Here is a 25,193-nt window from a genome sequence, read left to right on the forward strand (position 1 = left end):
GAGAGCTGCTGCAAGCTGTGATCTTTTGTTTTTCAAGCAGGCAAATGCTCCAACGGCAAAGCCCCCGGGGTCTTCACCGTATGAATCGCAAAGTTGCTGCGGATATCGCTCACGCCGGGCAGCGTCAGCAACCGGCCAGTAAGAAAACGGTCATAGGCGCGCAGGTCCGGCACCACCACTTGCAGCAGAAAATCCGACTCCCCTGACACCAGGAACGCCGATATCACCTCGGGCAATGCCGTCACTGCCAGGCGAAAGGCCTCGGCCTGTTCATCGTTATGACGCTCGACCTTGACCCCGACAAACACGGTCAAACCCAACCCGACTTCATCCCGATCCAGGTTGGCCTGGTAACCGCGAATTACCCCAGCCTCTTCGAGCATCCGCACCCGGCGCAAACAGGGTGAGGCCGACAGGCCGATCTCGTCAGCCAGTTGCACATTGCTCAGGCGACCGTCCCGTTGTAGCGCGGCGAGAATCTTGCGGTCGTAGGCATCCAGTTTCATGGTTTGGCAGATCCTGATGGTTGAACCTTTCTTTAATGGCAGGTTATGCCAATCCAGTGCTCTTTAGAAGCTGACTACGCAACCACCTGCCCTGCCCTTCAGCCCTAGACTGGCCGTACCGAATCGACAACGAATGGGGTGCTACATGACAGGGCTCTGGCTGTTTTTCCCGGCACTGGCAGTGATTTACCTGCTGCCCGGGCCGGACATGATCTTGCTGTTGCAGACGGGGGCCCGCCAGGGCAAAGGTGCCGCGCTGGCCACGGCGGTAGGCCTGGCTGTCGCCCGGGCCTGTCACGTGGCGCTGGCGGCATGGGGACTTGCGGCGTTGTTCAAGACGGCGCCCTGGACGTTCGACGTTGTGCGCCTGGCAGGTGCTGCGTACCTGTTGTGGATCGGCATTCAGTGCCTGCGAACCACGATGTTGCCGAGCCTCGGCGGTGCTGACCCGAGCGGTGAAAAACCGCGCTGGAGAACAGCAATCCAGCGCGGCCTGCTGACCAACCTGCTCAATCCCAAGGCGTTGCTGTTCTGCTCGGTGCTGCTGCCGCAGTTCATCGATCCGCAAGCCGGGTCGGTGCTCGGTCAATTTGCCAAGCTGGGCTTGGTGCTGGTCGCTGTCGGCCTCATGTTCGACACCGCCTACGCCCTGGTCGGCGCGGCGCTTGGCCGCTGGCTGCAACGCAGCCCCTCAGCCCAGCGCCTGCAGCAGTGGCTGTTCGGCAGCCTGTTGATCGGGTTCGCGGTGCGGCTGACCTTCGTGCAACAGGCTTAAGCCCTACCGAGCCTTGCGGCGCCGATGACTGATCAACAACACCGCGGCAATGAGCCCGACGCCACCGAGCAGCAGCGGCGTCTTGTAGGGCCGCAACGCCGAACGCGCGGCGTCGGTCACTTGGGTCACGTAGCGCTTGTCGGCGTTCTCGAAGTCGGGATACGGGCATTGATGACCGAAGTTGGCCGCCCATTCCACGTATGGCCCTTCCTTGACGTAACGCTGGTACAGCGCTCTTTGGTCCGCAAGGCTGCTGTTCCAGCCCGACGCCTCGCACAGCACGGCGGCAAACGCCTGGCTGGTATGCGGCAGATTGTCCGCGGCTCGACTGGCCAGCGCCGTGGCCACAAAGCGATAGTGATAACGTTCCTCAGGCTGAGCGGCACTGGCCTGCTGGCGCTTCACCTCGTCTTCAGTCACTAGCGGGCCGACCTTGAGCTCAGTGCTTCCCAGGCTGAAATTACCACCCAACGTGGCGTAGTCCGGCGCCATTTCATAGCCGAGAATGTCCATCCCCCACTCCCGCGCCGTCCACGCAGCATTGAACAGCGCAGCAGCGCGCCGGGTCGGCCACCACGCCGAATCGGCAGTCTGACGCTGCTGGCCATACAGCCTGGCCTTGTTCTGCAAACCGGGGTTATCGAAATACGCCGGCGCCTGCTCGTAATGCCCTTCACGCAACAATCGCCGCCCAAGCAGATTTCGCAGGCTCGCAGCCACCGGCAAGGGCACGTAATTGTCGCGATCCTGCTGGCTGAGCACCGGTGGTGCCGGCACCTGAGTGTCGACGTACTGCTTGAGCTCTTCGAGGGTCAACACCCGTTCAGCGACGGTGGCCGCGTCGAACCAGTAGACGCCCTGGCTGCGATAGAGTTGATCGAAGGCTTGCAGGTAGTCTCCCCGTTGCAGGGCGAGAATTGCGCTTTCACCCTCGACCCGACATTTGGGCGCAAGCGCTTCGTAATCGAAGTCCGGAGTGCGTCGCTCGCCCCACGCCTCACTCTGTGGGAAGGCCTGGGCCGCCTTGGCATATGCTGCGGCCGCAGCGCTTTTATCGCCTTCACGCACGGCCAGTTTTGCCCGCAGCCACCACGCCAGCCCGCCATCTCCGGCATGTTCGAGGAAAGCCTTGGCACTGGCGTAATCGCCCTGCTGATAATTCATCGCCGCCAGTCGATCGGCGTTTTCAAGGCTGCCGCGAGTGGTGTTCTGCAACGTCTTGACCAGTTTCTTCTGGTTTTCCGGTTCATCACCAAATGACCAGCCGAGTCGACTGATCAGCGACGCAGTCACCAACTGCTGCACCGGTTTACCCTTGAGCAGTTCGGCGAGTTGGTCCTCTGGCATCGCCGCCAGATCAGCCATCAACAGTTTCAGCGAACTGTAGCCCACTGCCGATCCGTGGAGATTTTGCGCGGCATAGAGCTCGATTGCCCGGTTCCAGTCGCCAGCTGTGCGCACCACCCGGGCTTCCTCACCAAGGCTGGCGACACCCAGTTCCAGCGGGTCACTGAAGCCATCGATGCTTAGCTGTCGAGTTTGCTCGAAGGCCTTTCGAGCTTGAGTCAACAGGTCGGGGTCGGCACCCGCCTCTGAACTCAGGGCGAACAGCGCCCGCCCTAACGAGTACGCCGCCCAGGTGCTGCGCAGCGGGCGTTGATCCATCGGCAGCGCCAGTACTTTCTGAAAGTAGTCGGCAGCCAGCTCACGGTTACCGGCGTTGAACGCCACGGCACCGGCCAGATAGAACCTGTACTCGGCCGGCAGGTTCGAACCTTGCTCTACAACTTGATTGGCATCCGTCAGGCTGCGCAGTTGTTGCACCAGCGCTTGCTGCTCAGGCGTCAAGCCAGCCTGTTCGGCTGCACTGCGCTGATCGGCATAATCAGGCGTATCGCCGTAGCTGTAATCCGGATTATGGGTGGCGGCCGTGACGTTTTTCAGCCCCGCGATGGCCTGGCCGAGGCGACTGATCTCGAAAGCGAAGTTGCCTTCCGGCAGCTCTGCAAGCGACTGCCCACGGTTGTCCAGCAGACGCATGGGGAAGTCCGGACCGCAGGCCAGAGCCGACCCCAGCGGCAGGCTGAGGCTCAGGCACAGCAAATGACGCGGCCAATTACGGGTGAACATTCGAACCTCCTTGATCAATGTGTGCGCAGCGAGCCCAACCGATGGCGCGCTGCCCGCCGGCCGCAATTCGACCGTCGCGCAGGCGCGTGAAGGTAAGCATCTGCGGTTGCTGTTGCAATGTATAACCGGCCAATGCGTCGGCACCTTCGCAACCCTGCACCGCCAGCGTCAGGCGTTCGGGCCAGGCGCTGTCGAGGTTGCCCTCATTGTTGATGCTGATGTCGTAGAGCCCGTCCTGCGCCGAAAGCTTCAAGCCCAGACGACTGTCGAGGGTTTCACCGCGTGCGACAGCCGCCAAAGTCGTCAGGCTCCAGGCCCTGCGGTCAGTGACCAGTGGCAGGCGAAACCAGATCAACCCGGCCAGATGAGCAGGAGGATCAGCGCGCAACCGGGCGCCAAGTTCGCTCAGTTGCAGCGGGTCGGCCAACAACTCACGGCGTTTGCCAACCCTTTCGATAGGCACCTCGCTTTCCACGACGGGTGCGCCAGCGTCTCCCGGCAACAACGCCACGCCATAAGCCGGCAGGGCCAGATAAAACGGCTTCCTGGTGATGCGGCTCCAGGCCCAGGCCCATTGGCGCGCTTGATCCGCGTCGAACAATCCGCGCCGCGGATCGCTCACCGCATGCACCTGTAATACGCTACTGTCGACCGTCGCCAGCAACGCCGGCAATTCAGGGCTGTCGAGCCAGGCCGGCAAAGCGGTGATGCTCAGTGGCAAGGAGGCCGGCAATGCGGCGCGCAAATGCGCTAGAAATTCGCGGTAAACCGGTAGCCGGGCGCTGCCCGCATCGTGGTCGATTTCCACCCCGGAGAGCACCAGACCCTGCCCTTGCCAATCGCTAAGTACCTGCTGGATCTGCGCCGTGACCTCGTCCCGATCCAACTTCTTTAGCTGCCCGTCCAAACGAATCACTGCAATCAGCGGTCGGCCATCTCGCTTGAGCAGCGTCGGATCGATTCGTGCCCGGCTCCAGCCAGCCTGGGAAAACGCCTGCAAGGCCAGCACACGCAAGGTCGAAAAATCGTCGTGGCTGTCGCGCAGCGCGGCGTCATGGGCTGGCGTCCATTGCCGTTGCCAGACATACAGTTGTTGATCGAGCGGCGGCGCGTCCTGACGCTCGCAACCGTTGAGCAACAGCACTGCCAGCAGAACGCTCAAGCGGGTAAAAAATGCCATGAATAACCTTGTTCCTGAAATGCAAAAAGGGCCTCTCAAGGCCCTTTGTCGCTCTGCTCGTTACCCTACGCATCCATTGGCTTGCGGGCAATGATCACCTGACTTTTTGCCACGACCGCGTCCAGCGCCTGTTTGATCTGGGCACCCCGGGGCGAGGACAAAACCGCCTGCCAGGTGTCGGCCCAATGGTTGAGCAACGGATGGTCGGCGTTGCTGAAATCGACCTTGGCTTCCCAGAACAACAGCATCCACATCGACCAATAGAACCCGTACTGGCTATGGCTGATGACTTCCAGGCCGGCGTCGCTGACCATCGCCTTGAATTGCTCTTCGCTGATGATGCGAATGTGGTTGGGCTTCTGGAAATACTGCGGCGCGGCGATATCTTTTTGCAGATCTTCAGAACTCGGGTGCGGAACGCTGAGCAAATACAGTGCCCCGGGCTTGCCCACCCGCACCAGCTCGGCGAGGAACTGCGCCGGGTCGTCGACATGCTCGATGACTTCAGTAGACACCACCCGGGTGGCGGTGGCATCGGCAATCGGTAGCGGATTGCAGTCCGTGACGTGGCACTCGACGCCCCGCGCCGGCGTGTCGCTCAGGCGCTGGCGAGTCGCTTCGACCTTGGCGCCATCGATGTCGGCAATGATGATGCCGGCTCCGCGCATAGCGCAAAAGTGCACATTGCCGCCATCTCCGCAGCCGACATCCAGCAGCGTGTCATCAGCCGTCACCGGGAAGCCTTTGAATAACTCGCCGGTCTCCTCGTTGAACCAGCCACTGAGCATCGCATCGTGCAGACCAAGCATGTACGGATCGACCTTGTCGGCAACCGGCGCGACAGGCTGCGTCGGGGCCGGTGCAGGCGTCGCCGCCGTGAGTTTCTTCAAAAGGCTCAGCATGAGGTGGCTCCAGAGGATGGGACGGCGGTTCGTGCGTACCGAGGCGCTTGACCAGAGCGGTACCACGGTTGCGCATAGGCATTTCGATAAAGCGGTAATTCAGTTCACTGAGCACTACGATCAGGCCGAAAGCGATCAACAATGTGAGGACCGGATGCCCGGCAGGGCTCGGCATGCCAGCGCCCTGCAAGCGAAAGATCAGCTCACGCACCAGTTGATAGGCCGGAATGTGAATCAGGTAGATACCGTAGGAGCGGCTGCCAATCCAGGCCATCAACCGTTGCAATTGGCCGGCTGGCAACAGGTAATCGCGGTCGTAGGAAGCTATCCATACCAGCAGCGCGCTGAGCACGGCGATCGCGCCGATGCGGTAACTGACAAAGGTGAAACGATCGGTGGCCATGTAGCTCAACAGCATGCCGACAACAATGAACGTCGACACGCCCGCCCATGGATGACGCAAAAAGGTCGGCTCCCAGCGCCGGTAGCCCGGCTGAGCGCTCCACATCGCCAGCAGCACACCGAGGGCCAGTGCATCGGTACGAACGACCATCAGCAAGGGTGTCCGCAGGGTGAACAGCTGCACGGCGACCAATGCCAACAAGGCCCACACCAGATGTTTGCGGCACAGCAGAATCAACAGCGGAAACAGCAGATAAAACTGCTCTTCCAGCGACAGGCTCCAGTACACAAAACTGCTGCCGTATTCGTAATGAAAGAAGCTGTCGGCGAAGCGGAAATTGGCGTACTGAAACACCCCCGCCAGGGTGGCTTGCAGGTTGGCGTACAGTGAACCGAACGCCCCCGAGCGGTTGAGGAACACACACGCCAGCAGCATTAACGCCAGCCACAACCAGGCCGATGGCAACAGGCGAAACGCTCGTCGCAACCAGAAATTACGCGTCTGTTCCCAGTACTCCTGGCGCGTGCTGCAACCTTGCAGCGCGGGTATCAGGCTGCGAGCGATGACGAATCCGGAGATCGCAAAAAACAGGTCGACGCCCCACCATGGCTGCGCCCATGCATGGATTTTTTCCAGCGCTGGCACGGAGTCGGTGAACAACGATCCCTGCAAATGATGGAACAGGACACCCAGCACCGCGATAGCGCGCAGTACTTCAATGTCCATGATCCGTTTAGCGTTCATGACGGCCCTCCGCATTCAGCGGCTTGCGGGCAATGATCACCTGGCTCTTGGGCATGAAGCGGTCGAGCGTCTGCTTGATGGCCAGTCCGTCTGGACGAGCCAGCAGGTCCTGCCAGGTTCGCGCCCAGCTTTCCATCAGCGGTGGGTACGGTGCCTGAATCCGGTCGCGTACTGCGCCGCCCGGATCACGCCCGGCGGCGCGCTCACTGGCCCAGAAAAAAATCATGCCCATCACCCAGAAGAATCCACTGGCCTGACGATGCTCGATCACCAGTCCCGCGTCCTCCACCAGGGCGGCAAAACGCTCCGGGGTGAAAATCTGTACATGGTTGGGCGCCTGGTAATAACTGGCCGGGGCGATGCCTTGCTGCAAGTGCTCACCGACGGGTGCCGGCACACTGAGCAGATACTGCGCGCCGGGGCGGCCCATGCGCACCAGTTCGGCCATGAATGGCTCGGGCTGGTCGATGTGCTCCAATACTTCCATGCACACCACCTTGCTCGCGCAACCATCGGCCAGTGGCAATGGCAGGCTGTTGCTGACCAGGCCCAGATTCGGCTTGCTGCTTAGCGCTTCAATTTGCCGGGCGAGGTCGCGCACCTTGTCCTCTTCACTGTCGGTGAAAATCACCGATGCACCCTGGCGCACCGCAAACAAAGACGCCACACCCTCGCCACAACCAACATCAAGCAAGGTGTCATCAGCAGTTATTGCAAAGCCCTTGAGCAGTTCGCCGCTGTCATTGAGAAACCAGCCGTCAAGGACAGCGTCATGCAAGCCAACATCCCGCGGCGACAGACAATCGAACGGAGCTGGCGCAGGCAGTGGTGCCGGGCGAAATCGTGCAAGCAGACGGCGGATCATGCGTCAGAGGCTTCCACGGAGGGTGCCCGGAGCTGTTGCAATCGCTGTTCGAAAAATGTCCGCAGTCGCGCTTCGGTGCCGGCCTGGCTGCAGAAACGCTCCAGACTGCTGACCGCATGAGCCGACATGCTGGCGTAGCGTTCGACATCGGTTTTCGCCACGTCATAGCTGGCGCGATAGGCCGCACACAAGGAATCCCAATCCGTCACGTAACGCAGCGTGCGATAGGCCGCCCGGGGATCGTGGGGCCAGGACGTCAGCTCATCAGTGGAGTCGACGATGAAGGCATTATCGTTATCGACGTAATCGGCCATCGCTGTATTGAGGGGCGCGATCGCCGGCTTGCCGCAAGACATGAACTCCATCAGCGGCATGCACTGCCCTTCGCCGTAAGAGCTGTTAACCACGTAACTGGTGGCCTGGACCAGCCTCTCGTAATCAACGTCTGCCAGATAGCCGTGGATCAGCACGATCCGGCACTGGTACGACTGATTTTTGTAGACGTGATGCAGCATGTCGTTCAACGCGTTGGCGATGTCATGGTGAGTGAGTTTCAGCACCAGAGTCGCATCGGGGGTGTCGCGGAAAACCGTGCAGAACGCGCTGATCATGTCCTGCCAGTTCTTGCGCCCGTCGTAAGGATTGAACACCGAGGTGTAGACCACGCCCTCAAGCTGCAACTGACAATCCTGCGGCGGCCCGGCAAAGGAGATCGGGGTTCCTTCGCGCAACGCTGGCGGACCATAGGGGCGCAAATCCGTAGTGCGGCTGTCGATCAACAGGCCACGCAGGTTAAGCCGCACCGGATCCACCACCGGACGCTTGGTCAGGTGCTCGCCCCGTGCGGCAAAGCGATCCCACACCGGCGCCGCGATGGCGCAGATCGGATAATCGGCGCCCATCACATCGCGCACGGCATTTACCGTGAAGGTCGAATGGGTTATCGCGCGCCCGGATGCACCCAGCACCATGCGCCAGTCATGGCGGGGTTCGCCCTGCCAGCTTTCAGTGGGGATGGTGCTGAACTCCCAGGCGAACACCGGGATGGTCGGGCACGCGTAGTGAACCGGCGTGCGATGGGGCGGCGAGAACGACAGAAAGACGCAGTCTTCGCCACGGCTCAAGCAATCGAAATACAGGCGATCGACCATTTCCTCAGGGTTGCTGACTTCGATGACCTGACCCAGTCGCTCCAGCACCGGGCGGAACTCCTTGAGGACAAAGTAGTAGCTGTACTCGGGCTTTCCCAGGTTCTGCTGGATGTTGCTCTTGTTGGTTTCCGAATGAATGATGATCAGCATGATGCAATCCCGGCCTCGGCGGCCAACGGCTTGGTTTCGCTGCCCGGCACCTGCCCGAGGAATTGCGCCAGACGTTGCTGAACCGGGGCAAAACTGCAGTATTCGCGCATGCGTTCATTGGCGGCCGCGGCCATCGCCTGGTAGGCCTCGGGATGGTTTTTGGCCATGGCGTAACTGTCCTCATAGGCGGCTTTGAGCGAGCCCCAGTCCGGCCGATGGCGCAGGGTACGATAGAGAATGCGCGCGTCTTCCGGCCAGATCGTCGGCTCATGGCTGGACTTGACGATGAATGCGACCCGCTCATCGATATAGTCACGCATCGCCGTGTGGTTCGGCGCAATCACCGGCCGGGCGCAAGACATGAACTCCATCAACGGCAGACACAGGCCTTCGCAGCGCGACGCGTTGACGTAGAAACTCGCCGCACCGTAAAGCCTGGCGAACTCCTCGTCCTGCAGATAGCCGTGCATGACCACAACCCGACAGGCGAACGGAGAAAGTTGTGACAGCAAGGTGATCAGTTCGACGTAATAGGTCGACAAGTCGTTCTGGGTCATCTTCAGCACCAGCGTGGCGTCTTGCGCGTCGCGCAGGGCCCAGCAGAACGCGGTGATCAGATGGTGCCAGTTCTTGCGGCCATCGTCGGGGTTGAACACGCTCACGTACACCACGCCGCTGACGTTGATTTCGACGCGTTGACTGGTATCGGGAAAGATGGCTTGAGGGTGCTCGACTGGCTCCGACGCTTCGCTTTCGGTTGTCACCACCGGCTGTGTTTCAAGTTCCGGTAAAAGCGCTGGTTCAGCCAGTCGGGGCGGCGAGCGAAACCGGCCGAGGAGCGCGCGAACGGTATTCGGCACCAGGTCGCGTACAGCTTCGCGATACCACAGCAACAGATAATGTTTGCTGATGAACACACGTCGCCGCAGGGTCAGTGGTGGCGGCGCCAGGACTTGCGGTTCGGGTTCAGGCGTTGGCTCAGGTTGCGGTTCTTCAACACTCTCGGCACCGCTTTGCAGTTCCGGCTCGTCGAGTAGCGGCGCGATCAAACCATCGGCTGACAACCCCAGGGCATGGCTGTCGATGATGCAGCCTTTGATCTGCAACGTGGTGCCCTGGTTCACCGAATTACTCGGGTACACTTGACGCACATCGGCGAAGCGTTCCCACAACGGCGTGGGTAACACCAATACCGGGAAGTCTTCACCCAGGGTTCGGTGGATGGCTTGAGCCGTGTGGCTGGACAAGGTAATCACCCGACCATGGCGCGCCAGGGTCTGGCTCCAGTCATGCCTCGTATCGTTGTCCCAGTGCTCCGCCGGGATCGAGTCAAATTCCCAGGCAACCACACATACCATCGGGCATTGCAGGTCGGTCGGGGTTTTGTGCGGCGGCGAGAACGAAAGAAAAAGGCATTGCTCACCGGCCTGTTGCAGTTGCCGATACAGCGGGTCGACTTCTGCGACCGACGACACCACATGCACCCGCCCCAGGCTTTCGAGCACAGGGCGATAAGCCTTCAAGACGAAGAAATAACTGTATTCAGGACGACCGAGGCTCTGGCTGATGGAGCTGTCATTGACGTCTGAGTAAAGAATGAAATTCATGGCATCCCACGATGAAACCGCCGTCCCGGCAGCCCCACTCTATGACAGCAAAGCGCAAGATCGAGTCGAAATTCTCCGGCCCTCGTCCAGCGTCTTCTTGCTCGTCTACGTTCTTGTTTTAGTGGCCAGTTTCGCAAGGTTCAAAAACAATCGGCCGAACCCTGAGTAATCGTGACGAGGGGCATTCTAAACACATCCATCGAGGATCCGGGAACCGCCCCGCCAGAATAAATCAGCTAGCGCTGACGAGAACTGATCAGTCACGGTAGGACTTGTTGAAATTGCCGCGAAGTTGGCACAAATTGATGCCTAAATAATTACAACAAACCATTTCGCCTGTCTTTCGACCCAGCAATCCAACCGGTCTGTCAGACATATCCCAAAGCCTGCGGGAAATGGACGAAATAAATGACCAAGGGGCTGCTGTTTGAAAAAACGTCTGTTCGTTACGGGTCTGAGTGGATTCGTAGGTCAGCACATCCAATCCCGTCTGAGGGCTGATGCCTCGGGTTGGGAGCTTCTGCCTGTGGCTGAGCGCTACGACCTGAGTCAGCCGCAAAGCCTCGACGGCCTGTGGCCGGAGTTACCCGACGCGGTCATTCACCTGGCCGGGCAGACTTTCGTCCCCGAAGCGTTCCGCGATCCGGCAAACACCTTCAATATCAATTTGCTCGGCACTCTGAATCTGCTTCAGGCCCTCAAGGCTCGCGGCTTCAACGGTACCTTTTTGTATGTCAGCTCTGGCGACGTTTACGGCCAGGTCGGCGAACCCGAATTACCGATTACCGAACTCCAGCCACCCTGCCCGCGCAACCCGTACGCCGTGAGCAAACTGTCGGCGGAATTCCTCAGCCTGCAATGGGGGTTGAGCGAAGGCTGGTCAGTGCTGGTCGCACGCCCTTTCAACCACATCGGCGCCGGGCAGAAAGACAGCTTCGTCATTGCCAGTGCCGCGCGGCAGATCTGCCGAATCAAACAAGGCCTGCAAGCCCCGCAACTGGAAGTCGGTGATATCGACGTCACGCGGGACTTCCTCGATGTGGGTGACGTGGTATCGGCCTACCTGGCGCTGCTGGAAAAGGGCGCGCCGGGGCAGGCCTACAACATTTGCTCGGGGCGCGAGCAAAGCATCCGCAGTCTGATCGAACAGATGGGGGACCTCGCCCAGGTCGACGTGCAATTGGTTCAGGATCCTGCGCGTCTTCGCCGCGCGGATCAGCGTCGCGTTTGCGGTAGCCATACCAAGCTTGCCCAGGCCACAGGATGGACGCCTGGAATCACAACACAACAATCCCTGCGGGCGATCCTGTCCGACTGGGAGAAGCGAGTGAATGAAGAATGACAAAAAGTGCACTGATCACAGGGATCACCGGGCAGGACGGCGCCTATCTGGCCAAACTGCTGCTCGACAAGGGTTATAAAGTTCACGGCCTGGTTGCGCGGCGCAGCAGTGATTCGCGCTGGCGCCTGCGCGAGATGGGGGTCGAGGGCGACATCGTTTACCTGGACGGCGACATGGCCGATGCCTGCTCAGTGCAGCGCGCGGTGATCAAGTCAGCCCCGGACGAAGTTTATAACCTGGCAGCGCAAAGCTTCGTCGCTGCCTCCTGGGATCAACCGGTAACCACCGGCATCGTCGACGGCCTGGGGGTAACCCACCTGCTTGAAGCGATTCGCCAGTTCAGCCCGCACACGCGTTTCTATCAAGCGTCCACCAGTGAAATGTTTGGCCTGATCCAGGCCGAGCAGCAGGACGAGAACACCCCGTTCTACCCGCGCAGCCCGTACGGCGTGGCCAAGCTTTATGGCCACTGGATCACCGTGAACTACCGCGAGAGTTTCAACCTGCACGCCAGCAGCGGCATCCTGTTCAACCACGAATCACCGCTGCGCGGCATCGAGTTCGTGACCCGCAAAGTCACCGACGCCGCCGCGCGCATCAAGCAGGGCAAACAGCAGGAGTTGCGTCTGGGCAACATCGACGCCAAACGTGACTGGGGTTTTGCCGGCGACTATGTCGAAGCCATGTGGCTGATGTTGCAACAGGACAAGGCAGATGACTTCGTCGTCGCCACCGGCGTGACCACCACCGTGCGCGAAATGTGCCGCATCGCCTTCGACCACGTCGGCCTGAACTACCGCGATTTCGTCAAGATCGACCCGGCGTTCTTCCGCCCGGCCGAGGTCGAAGTGCTGCTCGGCAATCCAGCCAAAGCCCAGCGCGTACTCGGCTGGAAACCAAAAACCGACCTGGATACCTTGATCCGCATGATGATGGATGCGGACATGAAGCGCGTCGCCAAGGAGTAGGCCATGCTGATTCCCGTGATTCTCTCCGGCGGTGCCGGTACGCGTTTGTGGCCTGTGTCCCGTGAAGGCCACCCAAAGCCATTCATGATGTTGCCCGACGGCGAGTCGCTGCTGGGCAAGACTTATCGGCGTGCAGCCGGTTTGCTCGATGGTCGTGGCGATATCGTCACGGTCACGAACCGCGACTATTACTTCCAGAGCAAGGATCACTACCAGGGCGCGCACCTGGCCCGGCATCGCGGGCATTTTCTGCTCGAGCCGACCGGCCGCAACACCGCCCCGGCCATCGCAGCCGCAGCGCTGTCACTGCAAGCGCTGCACGGCGATGAAGCGATCATGGTGGTCATGCCGGCCGACCATTTGATCCTCGATGAAGCCGCATTGAAGAAAGCGGTCGAGCACGCCGTGGCATTGGCCAGGGATGGATTCCTGGTGACGTTCGGCGTCGTACCGACCGCCCCGGAAACCGGCTTCGGCTACATCGAGGCCGGTGCAGCTCTGGACGGTAAAGGTGCGGCCAGAGTGCAGCGCTTCGTCGAAAAGCCCGACCTGCAAACCGCGACCCACTACCTGGAAAGCGGTAACTTCCTGTGGAATTCCGGGATGTTCTGCTTCTCGGTGACGGCCCTGCTGTCCGAGCTGCAGATCCACGCTCCCGACCTGCTGGCGCAGACGCAAGCCTGCATGGCAGCAAGCGTTCCCGTAGAGACCAGCGGCTGCCTGCAACAGGAGTTGTCGCCAGCACTGTTCGCTGAAATCACCGACATATCCATCGACTACGCCGTGATGGAGCGCTCCGACAAAGTGGTCGTGGTGCCCGCCGGTTTCGACTGGAGCGATATCGGCTCCTGGAATGCAGTTGCGGCACTGGTGCCGGCCGATGCGCAGAACAACCGCAGCAGCGGCGATGCGACTTTTATCGACAGCCACAACAACTTCGTCCAGAGCGAGGACCGGTTGGTGGCCACGGTGGGTGTGGATAACCTGATCATCATCGACACCGCCGACGCGGTGCTGGTGGCCCACGCCGAGCGCGCCCAGGACGTGCGCCGGGTAGCCAAGCAACTCAAGGACAAACAACACGAAGCCTATCGGCTGCACCGCACCGTCAGCCGGCCATGGGGCACTTACACCGTGCTCGAGGAAGGCCCGCGCTTCAAGATCAAGCGCATCGTGGTCAAGCCTGGCGCCAAGTTGTCGTTGCAAATGCACCACCACCGCAATGAACACTGGGTGGTTGTCGAAGGCATGGCCAAGGTCACCAACAACGCCACCGGTACCCATCTGGTGGCGAAAAACGAGTCGACCTTCATTGCCGCCGGTCACAAGCATCGCCTGGAAAATCCGGGCGTGATTGATCTGGTGATCATCGAAGTGCAGAGCGGCGAATACCTGGGAGAGGACGATATCGTCCGCTTCGAAGACCAATATGGCAGGACGGTTTGAATGCTGCTTAATCTGTACCGCTCTCTGTGGAGTTACCGCGGATTCATCCTCGGCAGCGTCAAGCGAGAGTTTCAAGCGCGCTATCGCAATTCGCTGTTCGGTGCCCTGTGGACCGTACTCAACCCACTGTCGATGATCGTCGTGTACACGGTGATTTTCTCCCAGATCATGCGCGCCCGCTTGCCGGGCGTGGAGGACGGCCTGGCGTACAGCGTTTACCTGTGCGCCGGGCTGCTGACCTGGGGCCTGTTCGCGGAAATCACTACACGCAGCCAGAGCATGTTTCTGGAGAATGCCAACCTGCTGAAGAAAATCAGCTTCCCGCGCATCTGCCTGCCGGTGATCGCCCTGCTCAATGCCGGCATCAACTTCGCAATCATCATGGGGCTGTTCTTCGGCTTTCTGTTGATCAGCGGACGATTGCCCGGCATGGCATTGCTGGCGCTGATACCACTGCTGATCCTGCAAGTAATGTTCGCCGCCGGCCTGGGGATGATCCTCGGCGTTCTCAACGTGTTCTTTCGGGATGTCGGCCAGCTTTTTGGCATCTGCCTGCAGTTCTGGTTCTGGCTGACGCCAATCGTCTATCCCGTCTCAATCCTGCCGTCGGGCATCCAGGAGCTGATCAGGCTCAACCCGATGACGGCTCTGATGAACAGCTACCAGAACGTCTTTCTCTATAACCAATGGCCGGACTGGAACTCACTGATCCCGTTGATGGTGATCGGGCTGTTGTTCTGCGTGATGGCGCTGCGGCTTTTCCGTCAGCGTGTCGGTGAAATGGTGGACGAGCTCTGATGGGACATATACGCGTCAGTGGCCTGGGCAAGGCTTACAAACAGTACCCGAATCGCTGGAGCCGGCTGGTCGAATGGATGGTGCCGTTTGCCGGTACCCATCATCACCTTCACTGGATCCTGCAAGGCGTCGATTTCGAGATCAAACCCGGTGAAGCCGTCGGTATCGTCGGCGTCAATGGTGCGGGCAAAAGCACCTTGCTGAAGATGATCACCGGCACCACCCAACCGACCTGTGGCCAGATTCAACTGGAAGGTCGGGTGGCTGCATTGCTGGAGTTGGGCATGGGCTTTCACCCGGACTTTACCGGGCGCCAGAACGTGTTCATGGCCGGCCAGTTGCTGGGCATGCAGATTGAAGAGATCGAAGCGTTGATGCCGGAAATCGAAAGCTTCGCCGAAATCGGCGACGCCATCGACCAACCGGTGCGTACCTATTCCAGCGGCATGCAGATGCGCCTGGCGTTCAGTGTCGCCACCGCGCGGCGCCCGGATATCCTGATAGTCGACGAAGCGCTGTCGGTGGGCGACGCCTACTTTCAGCACAAAAGTTTCGACCGCATCCGCAGCTTCCGCAAAGCTGGCACTACCCTGCTGATTGTTTCCCATGACCGCTCGGCGATCCAGTCGATCTGCGACAGCGCCATACTCCTGGAAAACGGGCGCATGGCCATGCATGGCAAACCCGAAGAGGTCATGGATTACTACAACGCCATGCTCGCCCAGCGTGAAGGCCAGACCGTGCGCCAGGAGATGCTCGCCAACGGCCAGGTACAGACCATTTCCGGCACCGGTGAGGCCGGGATTCTGAGCGTGCGCCTGCTCGACGCACAGGGGCGCTCTGTCGAAGTGGCAGAGGTTGGCCAGCCGATGGTGCTGGAAGTACAGACCGAGGTCCGGGAAGACATCGAACGACTGATTCTGGGCTTCATGATCAAGGATCGGCTGGGCCAGGCGATTTATGGCATCAACACCCATCGCCTGGACAAACCCGTCACCGACCTGAGTGCCGGTGAGCGTGTCACCTTCCGCTTTGACTTCGACATGCGCCTGGGCAAGGGCAACTATTCGGTCGCCTTGAGCCTGTCGCGCCTGGATTCGCACCTGGATCGCAACTTCGAATGGCGCGATTACGGCCTGGTCTTCCATGTGATCAACAATCGCCAGGAAGACTTCGTCGGCTGCTCGTGGCTGCAGGCGCAGACAACGATCACCCGCTCCAGTGAAAACATTGTGCAAACGGAGGTGTCGCAATGACCCGATTGTTGGTGGAGTGCACCTACGTCTTTGAGCATCCAGAGGCCAACTCGGGCATTCAACGCGTCGTCCGCAACGTCATTCAACAACTGCCGGCGGCCGACGCAAAGCGCGAATGCATTCCGGTGGTGATGATCAATGGCGGCCTCTATCAGGTGAATAGCCTGGCCCCGTTGAAGACACCGAAAGTCGATCTGATGAGCCTGCGCGTGAAGCTGGAACAATGGGCCAACACGTTCTGGCTGCGCCACCGCGCGCTGGAACGACGCCGCCCCTTCAGCCAGTCGCATTTCGCCCGGCGGGTGCTGTATGTCGGCTGCCGCCTTGGCGCATTCGCCTGCTTCAGCCTGCCGATGCGCCTGCTCAACAAAGTCCTCAAGGGCAAGCCAATTCCCGAACGATGCGTGCCGTTGCAGCATCGGGCCGGTGATCAATTGGTGCTGCTCGACTCGTCGTGGCACGCCAATTTTTTCCCCTTGGCCGAGCAACTCAAGCGTGACGGGGTCGGCATCGTTTCGGTCATCTACGACCTGATTCCGCTGACCCATCCGCAGTTTTGCGACGCCGGGCTGGTCAAGGTATTCAACGACTGGTTCGACTGGATCGCCCGTACCGCCGACGGTTATGTGGCAATCTCCACCACCATCCGCGATCAGGTGCGCGAGGAAATGCTGCGCCGGATAGGAACGCAGCGAGTCCAGCAACGCTGGTTCGACTATTTCCATCTCGGTTCCGAACTGGATTTGAGCGATGCCCGCTCCGAAGTCGATCGGGGCCTCTTGCAAATGTTCAAGACGCCGGAGCCAGTGTTCCTGATGGTCAGCACCATCGAACCACGGAAAAACCACGGCTACCTGCTCGATGCCTTCGAGAGTGCCTGGGCAGCCGGGTCCAAAGCCAGGTTGTGCATTGCCGGGAAGATTGGCTGGAAGTGTGATGCGTTGATCGAACGAATCCGTCAACATCCCGAGCTGAACCGACGCTTGTTCATGTTCAACACGCTTTCGGACAAGAGCCTGGAGCACGCCTATTCCCACGCCACATCGCTGGTGTTCCCGTCCCATGTCGAAGGCTTCGGCCTACCTCTGGTGGAGGCCATGCAGCGCGGCCTGCCAGCGATGGGCAGCGATATACCGGTGTTCCGGGAAATCGGTGGCGACTACATGGCGTACTTCGATCTTGCGGATCCGCAGAGCCTGACCAAACTGGTAATGGACATGGAAGGGTCCGGCAAATTTCCGGCACCGCTTGCCCTCGAGCAATGGCGTTGGTTGAGCTGGCGCGAGGCGAGTGCGCAATTCGTACAACGGATCGAGCGCAACCTGAACAGCCCGCAGCCGGTCCCTGAGAGTCAACATGCGAATTGCCCTTAACGCCCGGATCCTCCAGGCCCCGCGCACCGGTATCGGCCATTACGTCGCCGAACTGGTGGGCGCGCTCGCCCGTGAACCGGATGTTGAGCTGTCACTGTTCCATGGCTGGGGCTGGAGCTCTGCGCTGCCGAAAGCGGCCATGCCAGGCTATTCCCGACTGACCCCGCTGCTGCGGCAGATTCCAGGGGCTTATCAGGCGCGGCGCTGGCTGGAGCAAAAACGCTTTGATAAAGGTCACACGCAGCCGATTGACCTCTACCACGAACCGAGCTTGTGGCCGCTGTCGTTCGACGGCCCGACCGTCATCACCTTGCATGACCTGACCCACCTGCACTACCCCGAAACACAGCCGGCGGCGCGCTTGCGAGAAATAGAACGGCGATTGGCCGATGGTGTGCAGCGGGCGAAGCTGATCCTGGTCGACTCGCAGTTCATTGCCGACGAGGCCCAGCTCCATTTCGGCTTGCCGGCTGAACGCTTCGTCGTGGCGCCATTGGGCGTGGCATCGCGCTTCCATCCTCGTGCGCCCGAATCCATCGATACAGTCCTCAAGGCCCATGGCGTCGATGCAGGTGAGTACTTCCTTTGCGTCGGCACCCTCGAGCCGCGCAAGAACCTGACACTGGCCCTGCGTGCCCACGCAAGGTTGCCGCACGCCATACGCCAGCGTTACCCGCTGTTGATCGTCGGCATGGCTGGCTGGCAGCGTGAGCAATTCAGCGAAGAGCTGCACCAGGCATTGGCCAGCGGCCATGTATGCCTGCTGGGTTATCTGCCCGACGAGCACGTCGCGCAGTTGTTGGCAGGCGCTCGGGCACTGATTTTTCCGTCGCTCTACGAAGGCTTCGGCCTACCCGTGCTGGAGGCCATGGCCTGCGGTACGCCAGTGGTTCTGGCCCGGCGTTCGGCAATGCCCGAAGTCGCGGGAGCTGCCGGCAACTATATCGAACCTGACGATCCAGACGGTTTGCGTGATGCAATGCGCCGTCTGATCGACGATCAGGCGCACTGGCAGGCATGCTCGGACGCCGGATTACAACAAGCAAGGATGTTTTCCTGGGAGCGTTGCGCGCAGGTCACCGCCCGCGCCTACCGCCAGGCTATGGGAGGTTGAATGCGAGTACTTCATTTTTTCAAGACGTACCTGCCTGACTCGGTCGGCGGCATCGAGCAAGTGATCTTCCAGTTATGTGAAAGCGGTGCCCAGCACGGCGTTGATGGCCAGGTCCTGACCCTCAGTGCCGATCCGACACCGGCCGTGGTGCAGCTTGGTCAACACGAAGTCCATAGGGCCAAACTCGACATTCAGTTCGCTTCTACAGGCTTTTCCCACAGCGTCTTCAAGAAATTTCGCGAATTGGCCGCCGAAGCGGACGTGGTCAATTACCACTTCCCGTGGCCATTCATGGACCTGGTGCATTTTTTCAATGGCTTGAACAAACCGAGCGTAGTGACCTATCACTCAGACATCATCCGCCAGAAACACCTGCTCAAGCTCTATCGGCCACTGATGAACCGCTTTCTCGCCAGCGCTGACCGAATTGTCGTCGCGTCCCCCAACTACCTGCACACCAGTGATGTATTGCAGCAGTTTCACGACAAGACCCGAGTCATCCCCTATGGCCTGAACAAAGCCGGTTATCCACAGCCCGCCAGTGACCGTATGGCGCATTGGCGGCAAAAGCTTGGGGATAAGTTTTTTCTGTTCGTTGGTGTGATGCGCTATTACAAGGGCCTGCACATCCTGCTCGACGCCTTGAAAGATGTGGATTACCCGGTAGTGATCGTCGGCGCCGGGCCACTGGAAACCGAACTGCACGCTCAGGCTGCGGCGTTGGGGCTGCGCAATATTCACTTCCTGGGGCGCTTGGGTGACGAGGACAAGGTGGCATTGCTGCAACTGAGCTATGCCATTGTTTTCCCATCGCACCTGCGCTCCGAAGCGTTCGGTATCTCGCTGCTTGAAGGCGCGATGTATGGCAAACCGATGATCTCCAGTGAAATCGGCACGGGCACCAGCTTCATCAACATCCACAACGAAACCGGGCTGGTGGTGCCGCCGAGTCATCCACAGGCTTTCAGTGAAGCGATGCGCACGCTGTGGGAAAACCCGACGCGCGCAGCCGAAATGGGCATCAAGGCACAAGCCCGTTATCGACAGTTGTTCACCGCCGACGAAATGGGCCGCAAGTGGACGAAGCTGTACGAAGAACTGCTGGAAGAAAAATCCCTGTCTTACGCCTGACTGCTTTTGTCGGAGCGAGCCTGCTCGCTCCTGATGAAGTTGTGATTGTCCGGCTTACAGGTCCAACACCAACGGCTGCGAACCCTCGGCCGGCACAGCACAGCAAATCAGCACATCTCCAAGCTCGGGGACCTCAGCAGGCGGTTGTGGATAATTCACCGTTCCGTTGATCAGCCGCGTCTTGCAGGTGCCGCACGAGCCACCGCGACAACTGAACTCCGGGTGCAGGCCACGGCTTTCCGCCAACTCCAGCAAGCTGCCGCCACCCGGTTGCCAACGCGCCTCTTTGGCCGAGCGCTGGAACACCACGGGCACCGAAACGGTGGCGGCCGGAATTTGCTCGATAAGCACAGCGTCCGGATCCGGTTTGCGGCGTAGCGTGGAGGGGCCAAAGGTCTCGGCATGAATCCTTGAGTCGCGGATGTCCAGATCACGCAGGCTGTCGTACAGCCCCTGGGTAAAACTTCCCGGGCCACAGAGGACAAAATCCACTTGGTCGTAATCCTCCACTTCGAGCATGTTGTTGATCAGGTCAGTATCGATACGCCCTGTCAGGTCGAAATCTTCACCCTCACGGGCGTCGGACTCCGGTTGACTGAGCAAACGCAGCACTCGCACGGAGTCACCGATTCCATCAAGCAATCGGTCCAGCTCGGGACGAAAGGGTTGATCCGCCAAGGTCCGCGAACTCTGGAAAAACCAGGTAGGACGGATACGCCGTGTGCGCAGACCTTGATAAACAACCTCACGGAGCATCGACAGCAGCGGCGTGATGCCGACCCCGGCGGCCAACAGCACCAGTGGTCGATGTTCATGAGGCGCCACAGTGAAATGCCCCTGCGGGGCCCGCGCTTGCATTACGTCACCGACGCGAATCTGTTCATGCAGATGCGTGGACACCTGTCCGTCCCGCTTGACGCTGATACGAAAAAAATCATCCGAGGGCGCGCTGGACAAGCTGTATGTGCGGATATGCACCTCGTTTGCGATATTGAACCGCAACGGCAGATGTTGCCCTGCCTGAAACAGCGGCAACCCGGCGTCATCTGCAGGTTCAAGATAAATCGAACGGATGTTGTGGCTTTCCGCTTCGATCCGCACCACGCGTAGCGGCCGCCACTGATCGCCCAACGCCTTGGCCTGCAATCTTGCTTTGGTTTGCGCCCAGGTGCCGGTGAGCAGGCTAGTGGGTGACACGCCGTCAAAGCGCCAGCGTAAAGCCAGCGCCGCGGGACGACGCACTACCTGTTCCACGTGGAACATCCACAGTCGCTCAGCTCCTTGAAACGCCTCGACCTGCGAACCTTCCAAGATGATTTCGGTGCGGCCGCTGAGGTGTAGCAGATCGCCCGAGTCGAAATCGATGAACAAAAGGCCCGCCTTGGGATTGAGCAACAGATTGCCCAAGGTATTGAAATGCAGGTTGCCGGCGAAGTCCGGGATGGTCAGACGATTGCCTTCTACCAGTACGAAACCGGCCTGGCCGCCGCGATGGGAAACGTCGACCGAACGCTCGCCATCGACATCCACATAGCTGGCGACAAAGAAGGTGTCTGCCTCGGCGATCATGCTTTTGGCCGCGTCATCCAACCCGGTGAAATGTTGCGCGATACGCGTAGAGGGGTCAGCCAGCGGCACAGAATGAAACTGCCGCAACTGAATGTATTGCGGACAATTGCCAAAGGACTGATCGACTGTCACGCCGAAGCCAGCCGCGGTCATGGCCTTGATGTGCCCATTGATGCGGTTGCGCCGCCGGGTGTGTAGCTCGATGCCCAGCAGGCCAATCGCCGCACCATCGGTCAGTTGCGCAGGGTCGTCGGCCTTCGGCACGCTGTTGAATTGCAACAGGCCAGGCTCGGGCGAACAGGCGAAACCAGGTTGCCCTTCAAGAATGCTGGCCCAGGGATGCCCTTGCGCATCCACCGCCCCGTACAACATAAAGGGCAGTTGCTCATAGAATTTACGATGCTGATCCGGCATCTCGCTGCGAATCACCTTACGACCGAAGGCTTCCATTCTTTCAGCCACACCCACGTGCGCCTGCAGCTGTTTCTCACCGGCATGCCAAGGTGAACGGTCCATTGGGGTTGCTCCCCCGCGCCATCGGCGCGGTATGAGGGTGGCCCGCACAGGTCGGGCCACCAGCATCAGGCAGTTTTCTGCAGACCGGCGAGAGTGCGCGGCATGCCGACAAAACCGGGCAAGGCTTCAATGCGAGCCAACCAAGTACGAATGCTGGGGTAATCATCCAGGGACACATTGCCTTCGGGGGCGTGGGCGATGTAGCTGTAGGCAGCGACATCGGCAATGGTCGGTGTGGTGCCGGCCAGATAGGCCGAATCGGCCAGTTCGTGTTCGAACACTTTAAGTACGGTGTGGGCGTAAGCAATCACTTCTTCAGCGTTGTACGGGGCACCGAACACAGTGATCAAACGCGCTCGCGCCGGGCCGAATGCAATCGGGCCAGCTGCTGCCGACAGCCAACGCTGTACGTTGGCAGCGCCCACTGGATCGCTCGGTAGCCAACGACCCTCGCCATATTTTTGCGCCAGATAAACCAGGATCGCGTTGGAGTCGGCCAGCACCACGCCCTGATCGTCAATCACCGGCACCTGACCAAACGCGTTGAGCGCCAGGAACGCCGGCTGTTTATGCTCACCCTTGGCCAGGTCAACGAGGATCAACTCGGTGGGTAATTTCAGCAGCGACAGCATCAGTTCGACGCGATGGGCATGACCGGAGCGGGGGAAGTTATAGAGTTTGATCGCTTGCATGGTCGACTCCTTGGGTGGTGCGCTGCTCAAGGCGAGTTCAGCGTCCTGGGTCGTATGTTCTACCTGCAACCAAAACAAAAGAATAACCAGTAAGTGCAATCATTTATTTCACCTGGCGAAATTATTTCGCCCTCAATGCCGGGTGTGCCCTGAGGGCTTTCACAGCAAAATCGACGAAACTGCGCACTCGCGCCGGGGCTTGGCGTCCACCTTGATAGAGCACATGGATGGGCATGGGCGGCAGTTCGAAATCGGCCAAGAGAATTTCCAGCTCGCCGGCAGCAACCTTGCTGGCAACCTGATAAGACAAGACACGAGTGAACCCCAACCCCAGGCAAGCTGCGGCAATGGCTGCCTGATTGGCAGTCACCACAAGGCGCGGCTCCGTGCGCACACTCAGGGATTCGCCCTCATCGATAAATGGCCAACTCCGCAGTTGACCTGAAGCAGTAGTCGCAATGATCGGCGCCTGAGCCAACGCTTGTGGATGTTCCGGTCGACCATGGCTCGCCAGAAAACCTGGCGATGCGCAGACCACTCGCCGCACCTCCCCCACCCGTATCGCATGCTGGTTGCTATCGGGCAGTGCACCGATACGTATAGCCACATCGACACCTTCCTCGACGACGTTGACTATCCGATCTACCAGCAAAGCGTTGATATGGATCTCGGGGAACTGTGTCAGATAACTCACCATCAACGGCGTGACGAACAGCTCCCCAAACAGGACCGGCGCGGTGATCGTCAGCTGCCCACGTGGATGGATGTGGCTGCCCGCCGCAGAGTCTTCAGCTTCCTGCACCTCGGCGAGAATTCTGCGGCAGTCTTCCAGATAACGCTGACCGGCTTCGCTTAAATGCACGCTGCGCGTCGTGCGTGTGAGCAGCAACGTTCCAATGCGCTTTTCCAGAGCTGCTACCGCCCGGGTAACGCTGGCCGCCGATAGACCCAGGCGTCGCGCCGCCGCGGAAAAGCCCTGTTCCTGGGCAACGGCGGCGAAGACCTGCATTTCCTGAAAGCGGTCCATGGCGTGTCCTTTTTTCAGAATCCAAAACAACCGGAGCGACAATCAAGCCTGTCACAAACAACGATATTCGAAAACCGAAGGCTGATTATTACAAAAAGTCAGTCCCTTTCCTGACAGATCCTTTCTTCAAAAAAGCAGGAAGCCATCACAGGCTTTAGATTTCCTTCTGCTTAATCAGGCAGAAAACGAGACTGCTCCTATACTACAAACCAGTCTACGACCTGTTGAACTTTCTGTAAGTGCGACTTTTCAAGTTCCTTACATGGAAATCAGGCCTTGCTAGCCACTAGTGGCTAGACGGATATCCATAAAACTTGCTCAGATGCTCGGTTGATTTGACTTGAAACTTTAACTAGCTGGCTAAGCCTGATGACACCGCAAGGAGTTAGACAATGTTGCGCACAAACATTTCTGCTAGAGCACTATCCGGTGGATTACTTGATGTACTGATTCGCGCCGGGCTGATCACAGTGTTGGTGCTGTTCTGCTTTCAGATCTTCAACCCCTTCCTCAACCTGATGATATGGGCGGTGATTCTGGCAATCACCCTGTATCCGCTGCATACCAAGGTCAAGGGCAAACTTGGCGGCAAAGACGGTCGGGCCGCCACCCTTATAGTGGTGGTCGCTCTCGCTTTGCTGATGGTGCCGATCTACCTGCTGGGAACCTCGATCAGTGAGTCGATCGAAGGCGCTCTGACTGTTCTCAAGTCCGACACGCTGGAAGTCCCTCTGCCCAATGAAAAAATCGCTTCCCTGCCGCTCATTGGCAAGCCGCTCTACACCTACTGGATGCAGGCCGCAACCGATATGAGCAGTGTGCTGGTGAAGTTGATGCCCTACATCAAGTCCGTCGGCCTGACCCTGTTGGGTAAAATGGCCGACGTTGGTGTGGGATTCCTGTTGTTTATCGGCGCCCTGATCATTGCCGGCGTGTTGATGGCCTACGGTCAAAATGGCGAAAGAAGCGCCATGGCCATCACCAGCCGCCTTTCCGGGCCGGAGCGTGGCCCGCGCATTACCGAACTGTGCACCGCCACCATTCGTGCGGTTGCCCAAGGCGTGGTCGGTATCGCTTTTATCCAGATGATGTTGGTCGGGGTGGGCTTCGTGCTCATGGGCGTTCCCGGTGCCGGCCTGCTGGCCATGGTTGCGCTGTTGATGGGGATCATGCAATTGCCGGTAGTGGTTCTGACCATTCCGGTAATCGCCTATGTATTCGCCACCGAAGGTACCACCCTGGCCTCTGTGGTGTTTTGCATCTACAGCCTTATCACCGGGATGGCCGATAACGTTCTCAAGCCCTTGATGCTGGGCCGCGGCGTCGACGTACCCATGCCAGTGATTCTGATTGGCGCCTTGGGCGGCATGGTCAGCGGTGGTTTCATCGGATTGTTCATCGGTCCGGTAGCGCTGGCTGTGGGCTATCAATTGTTCTGGCAATGGGTCGATGACCAGCCGCCTGCCGAAGTCGAGGTCGATGTAGTGACCGAGCCCGCGCAACTCGAGGTACTGAACGATCAACATCCTGTCTGAGGAGTGAGCGTTT

20 protein-coding genes and 1 pseudogene are annotated in these 25,193 nt (G+C 59.6%); 10 read left to right on the forward strand and 11 right to left on the reverse strand.

Annotated elements, in window-relative coordinates:
• Window positions 1-32 precede the first annotated feature (32 nt).
• Window positions 33-506, reverse strand: a complete 474-nt coding sequence (locus ASE98_RS04900) for an Lrp/AsnC family transcriptional regulator (RefSeq protein WP_060540245.1) — start codon at window positions 504-506, stop codon at window positions 33-35.
• A 145-nt stretch (window positions 507-651) separates the two neighbouring features.
• Here ASE98_RS04900 and ASE98_RS04905 point away from each other — a divergent pair, with 145 nt between their 5' ends.
• Window positions 652-1,281: a LysE family translocator gene (locus ASE98_RS04905; RefSeq protein ID WP_060540246.1), complete on the forward strand. Its 630-nt coding sequence runs from the start codon at window positions 652-654 to the stop codon at window positions 1,279-1,281.
• Window positions 1,282-1,284: 3 nt separating this feature from the next.
• On the opposite strand, the gene ASE98_RS04910 is transcribed toward ASE98_RS04905, so the two are convergent.
• From ASE98_RS04910 to ASE98_RS04940, 7 genes and pseudogenes are all read right to left on the reverse strand, one after another.
• On the reverse strand, window positions 1,285-3,411 hold the full coding sequence (locus ASE98_RS04910; protein WP_060540247.1) for a hypothetical protein: 2,127 nt from the start codon (window positions 3,409-3,411) through the stop codon (window positions 1,285-1,287).
• Window positions 3,398-4,591 carry a DUF3142 domain-containing protein gene (locus ASE98_RS04915; RefSeq protein WP_060540248.1) on the reverse strand — a complete coding sequence of 398 codons (1,194 nt, stop codon included), beginning with the start codon at window positions 4,589-4,591 and terminating at the stop codon, window positions 3,398-3,400. The genes ASE98_RS04910 and ASE98_RS04915 overlap by 14 nt, the downstream gene beginning before the upstream one ends.
• 65 nt (window positions 4,592-4,656) lie before the next feature.
• On the reverse strand, window positions 4,657-5,493 hold the full coding sequence (locus tag ASE98_RS04920; protein ID WP_060540249.1) for a class I SAM-dependent methyltransferase: 837 nt from the start codon (window positions 5,491-5,493) through the stop codon (window positions 4,657-4,659).
• Window positions 5,487-6,640 (reverse strand): annotated as a pseudogene (locus ASE98_RS04925) (acyltransferase family protein). Before ASE98_RS04925 ends, ASE98_RS04920 begins: the two are co-directional and overlap by 7 nt.
• Window positions 6,630-7,505 carry a class I SAM-dependent methyltransferase gene (locus tag ASE98_RS04930; protein ID WP_060540250.1) on the reverse strand — a complete coding sequence of 292 codons (876 nt, stop codon included), beginning with the start codon at window positions 7,503-7,505 and terminating at the stop codon, window positions 6,630-6,632. The pseudogene ASE98_RS04925 and the gene ASE98_RS04930 overlap by 11 nt, the downstream one beginning before the upstream one ends.
• Window positions 7,502-8,806, reverse strand: coding sequence for a glycosyltransferase (locus ASE98_RS04935; RefSeq protein ID WP_060540251.1), 1,305 nt, complete (start codon window positions 8,804-8,806; stop codon window positions 7,502-7,504). The genes ASE98_RS04930 and ASE98_RS04935 overlap by 4 nt, the downstream gene beginning before the upstream one ends.
• The gene (locus tag ASE98_RS04940; RefSeq protein ID WP_060540252.1) at window positions 8,800-10,413 is read right to left on the reverse strand and encodes a glycosyltransferase; all 1,614 of its coding nucleotides are present in this window, start codon (window positions 10,411-10,413) and stop codon (window positions 8,800-8,802) included. Before ASE98_RS04940 ends, ASE98_RS04935 begins: the two co-directional genes overlap by 7 nt.
• A 427-nt stretch (window positions 10,414-10,840) precedes the next feature.
• Between ASE98_RS04940 and ASE98_RS04945 the strand changes: the two genes are divergently transcribed.
• Genes ASE98_RS04945 through ASE98_RS04980 form a run of 8 tightly spaced genes read left to right on the forward strand, consistent with a single transcriptional unit; the run spans window position 10,841 to window position 19,841 of the window.
• The gene (locus tag ASE98_RS04945) at window positions 10,841-11,755 is read left to right on the forward strand and encodes a GDP-mannose 4,6-dehydratase (RefSeq protein ID WP_060540253.1); all 915 of its coding nucleotides are present in this window, start codon (window positions 10,841-10,843) and stop codon (window positions 11,753-11,755) included.
• Window positions 11,752-12,723: a GDP-mannose 4,6-dehydratase gene (gmd, locus tag ASE98_RS04950; RefSeq protein WP_060540254.1), complete on the forward strand. Its 972-nt coding sequence runs from the start codon at window positions 11,752-11,754 to the stop codon at window positions 12,721-12,723. The genes ASE98_RS04945 and gmd overlap by 4 nt, the downstream gene beginning before the upstream one ends.
• Window positions 12,724-12,726: 3 nt before the next feature.
• Window positions 12,727-14,169, forward strand: a complete 1,443-nt coding sequence (locus ASE98_RS04955) for a mannose-1-phosphate guanylyltransferase/mannose-6-phosphate isomerase (RefSeq protein ID WP_060540255.1) — start codon at window positions 12,727-12,729, stop codon at window positions 14,167-14,169.
• Window positions 14,170-14,967: an ABC transporter permease gene (locus ASE98_RS04960; protein ID WP_060540256.1), complete on the forward strand. Its 798-nt coding sequence runs from the start codon at window positions 14,170-14,172 to the stop codon at window positions 14,965-14,967.
• A complete protein-coding gene (locus tag ASE98_RS04965) occupies window positions 14,967-16,223 on the forward strand; it encodes an ABC transporter ATP-binding protein (RefSeq protein WP_060540257.1) in 1,257 nt (418 codons plus the stop codon). Before ASE98_RS04960 ends, ASE98_RS04965 begins: the two co-directional genes overlap by 1 nt.
• Window positions 16,220-17,596 (forward strand): glycosyltransferase family 4 protein, encoded by a 1,377-nt coding sequence (locus ASE98_RS04970; protein WP_060540258.1) that lies wholly within the window; start codon window positions 16,220-16,222, stop codon window positions 17,594-17,596. Before ASE98_RS04965 ends, ASE98_RS04970 begins: the two co-directional genes overlap by 4 nt.
• A complete protein-coding gene (locus ASE98_RS04975) occupies window positions 17,580-18,710 on the forward strand; it encodes a glycosyltransferase family 4 protein (RefSeq protein WP_060540259.1) in 1,131 nt (376 codons plus the stop codon). Before ASE98_RS04970 ends, ASE98_RS04975 begins: the two co-directional genes overlap by 17 nt.
• Complete coding sequence (locus tag ASE98_RS04980; RefSeq protein WP_060540260.1) at window positions 18,711-19,841, forward strand: glycosyltransferase family 4 protein; 1,131 nt, start codon at window positions 18,711-18,713, stop codon at window positions 19,839-19,841.
• 54 nt (window positions 19,842-19,895) lie between these two features.
• Here ASE98_RS04980 and ASE98_RS04985 read toward each other — a convergent pair whose 3' ends face one another.
• From ASE98_RS04985 to ASE98_RS04995, 3 genes are all read right to left on the reverse strand, one after another.
• Entirely contained in the window at window positions 19,896-21,926 is a 2,031-nt protein-coding gene (locus tag ASE98_RS04985) for an FAD-binding oxidoreductase (protein ID WP_060540261.1), read from the reverse strand.
• A 65-nt stretch (window positions 21,927-21,991) separates the two neighbouring features.
• On the reverse strand, window positions 21,992-22,618 hold the full coding sequence (locus ASE98_RS04990) for a glutathione S-transferase family protein (protein ID WP_060540262.1): 627 nt from the start codon (window positions 22,616-22,618) through the stop codon (window positions 21,992-21,994).
• Between the two features lie 121 nt (window positions 22,619-22,739).
• Entirely contained in the window at window positions 22,740-23,645 is a 906-nt protein-coding gene (locus ASE98_RS04995) for a LysR family transcriptional regulator (protein WP_060540263.1), read from the reverse strand.
• A 392-nt stretch (window positions 23,646-24,037) separates the two neighbouring features.
• Between ASE98_RS04995 and ASE98_RS05000 the strand changes: the two genes are divergently transcribed.
• On the forward strand, window positions 24,038-25,180 hold the full coding sequence (locus ASE98_RS05000; protein ID WP_060540264.1) for an AI-2E family transporter: 1,143 nt from the start codon (window positions 24,038-24,040) through the stop codon (window positions 25,178-25,180).
• The last annotated feature ends 13 nt before the right edge of the window (window positions 25,181-25,193 follow it).

The sequence above is a fragment of the Pseudomonas sp. Leaf48 genome (assembly GCF_001421885.1).
In the GTDB taxonomy this organism is placed as follows: Bacteria; Pseudomonadota; Gammaproteobacteria; order Pseudomonadales; family Pseudomonadaceae; genus Aquipseudomonas.

What these genes read in the sequence shown, in the direction of transcription:
- ASE98_RS04900 (WP_060540245.1), bottom strand. Translation starts at nt 506, where the DNA reads ATGAAACTGGATGCCTACGACCGCAAGATTCTCGCCGCGCTACAACGG.
- ASE98_RS04905 (WP_060540246.1), top strand. Translation starts at nt 652, where the DNA reads ATGACAGGGCTCTGGCTGTTTTTCCCGGCACTGGCAGTGATTTACCTG.
- ASE98_RS04910 (WP_060540247.1), bottom strand. Translation starts at nt 3,411, where the DNA reads ATGTTCACCCGTAATTGGCCGCGTCATTTGCTGTGCCTGAGCCTCAGC.
- ASE98_RS04915 (WP_060540248.1), bottom strand. Translation starts at nt 4,591, where the DNA reads ATGGCATTTTTTACCCGCTTGAGCGTTCTGCTGGCAGTGCTGTTGCTC.
- ASE98_RS04920 (WP_060540249.1), bottom strand. Translation starts at nt 5,493, where the DNA reads ATGCTGAGCCTTTTGAAGAAACTCACGGCGGCGACGCCTGCACCGGCC.
- ASE98_RS04930 (WP_060540250.1), bottom strand. Translation starts at nt 7,505, where the DNA reads ATGATCCGCCGTCTGCTTGCACGATTTCGCCCGGCACCACTGCCTGCG.
- ASE98_RS04935 (WP_060540251.1), bottom strand. Translation starts at nt 8,806, where the DNA reads ATGCTGATCATCATTCATTCGGAAACCAACAAGAGCAACATCCAGCAG.
- ASE98_RS04940 (WP_060540252.1), bottom strand. Translation starts at nt 10,413, where the DNA reads ATGAATTTCATTCTTTACTCAGACGTCAATGACAGCTCCATCAGCCAG.
- gmd (WP_060540254.1), top strand. Translation starts at nt 11,752, where the DNA reads ATGACAAAAAGTGCACTGATCACAGGGATCACCGGGCAGGACGGCGCC.
- ASE98_RS04955 (WP_060540255.1), top strand. Translation starts at nt 12,727, where the DNA reads ATGCTGATTCCCGTGATTCTCTCCGGCGGTGCCGGTACGCGTTTGTGG.
- ASE98_RS04960 (WP_060540256.1), top strand. Translation starts at nt 14,170, where the DNA reads ATGCTGCTTAATCTGTACCGCTCTCTGTGGAGTTACCGCGGATTCATC.
- ASE98_RS04965 (WP_060540257.1), top strand. Translation starts at nt 14,967, where the DNA reads ATGGGACATATACGCGTCAGTGGCCTGGGCAAGGCTTACAAACAGTAC.
- ASE98_RS04970 (WP_060540258.1), top strand. Translation starts at nt 16,220, where the DNA reads ATGACCCGATTGTTGGTGGAGTGCACCTACGTCTTTGAGCATCCAGAG.
- ASE98_RS04975 (WP_060540259.1), top strand. Translation starts at nt 17,580, where the DNA reads ATGCGAATTGCCCTTAACGCCCGGATCCTCCAGGCCCCGCGCACCGGT.
- ASE98_RS04980 (WP_060540260.1), top strand. Translation starts at nt 18,711, where the DNA reads ATGCGAGTACTTCATTTTTTCAAGACGTACCTGCCTGACTCGGTCGGC.
- ASE98_RS04985 (WP_060540261.1), bottom strand. Translation starts at nt 21,926, where the DNA reads ATGGACCGTTCACCTTGGCATGCCGGTGAGAAACAGCTGCAGGCGCAC.
- ASE98_RS04990 (WP_060540262.1), bottom strand. Translation starts at nt 22,618, where the DNA reads ATGCAAGCGATCAAACTCTATAACTTCCCCCGCTCCGGTCATGCCCAT.
- ASE98_RS04995 (WP_060540263.1), bottom strand. Translation starts at nt 23,645, where the DNA reads ATGGACCGCTTTCAGGAAATGCAGGTCTTCGCCGCCGTTGCCCAGGAA.
- ASE98_RS05000 (WP_060540264.1), top strand. Translation starts at nt 24,038, where the DNA reads ATGTTGCGCACAAACATTTCTGCTAGAGCACTATCCGGTGGATTACTT.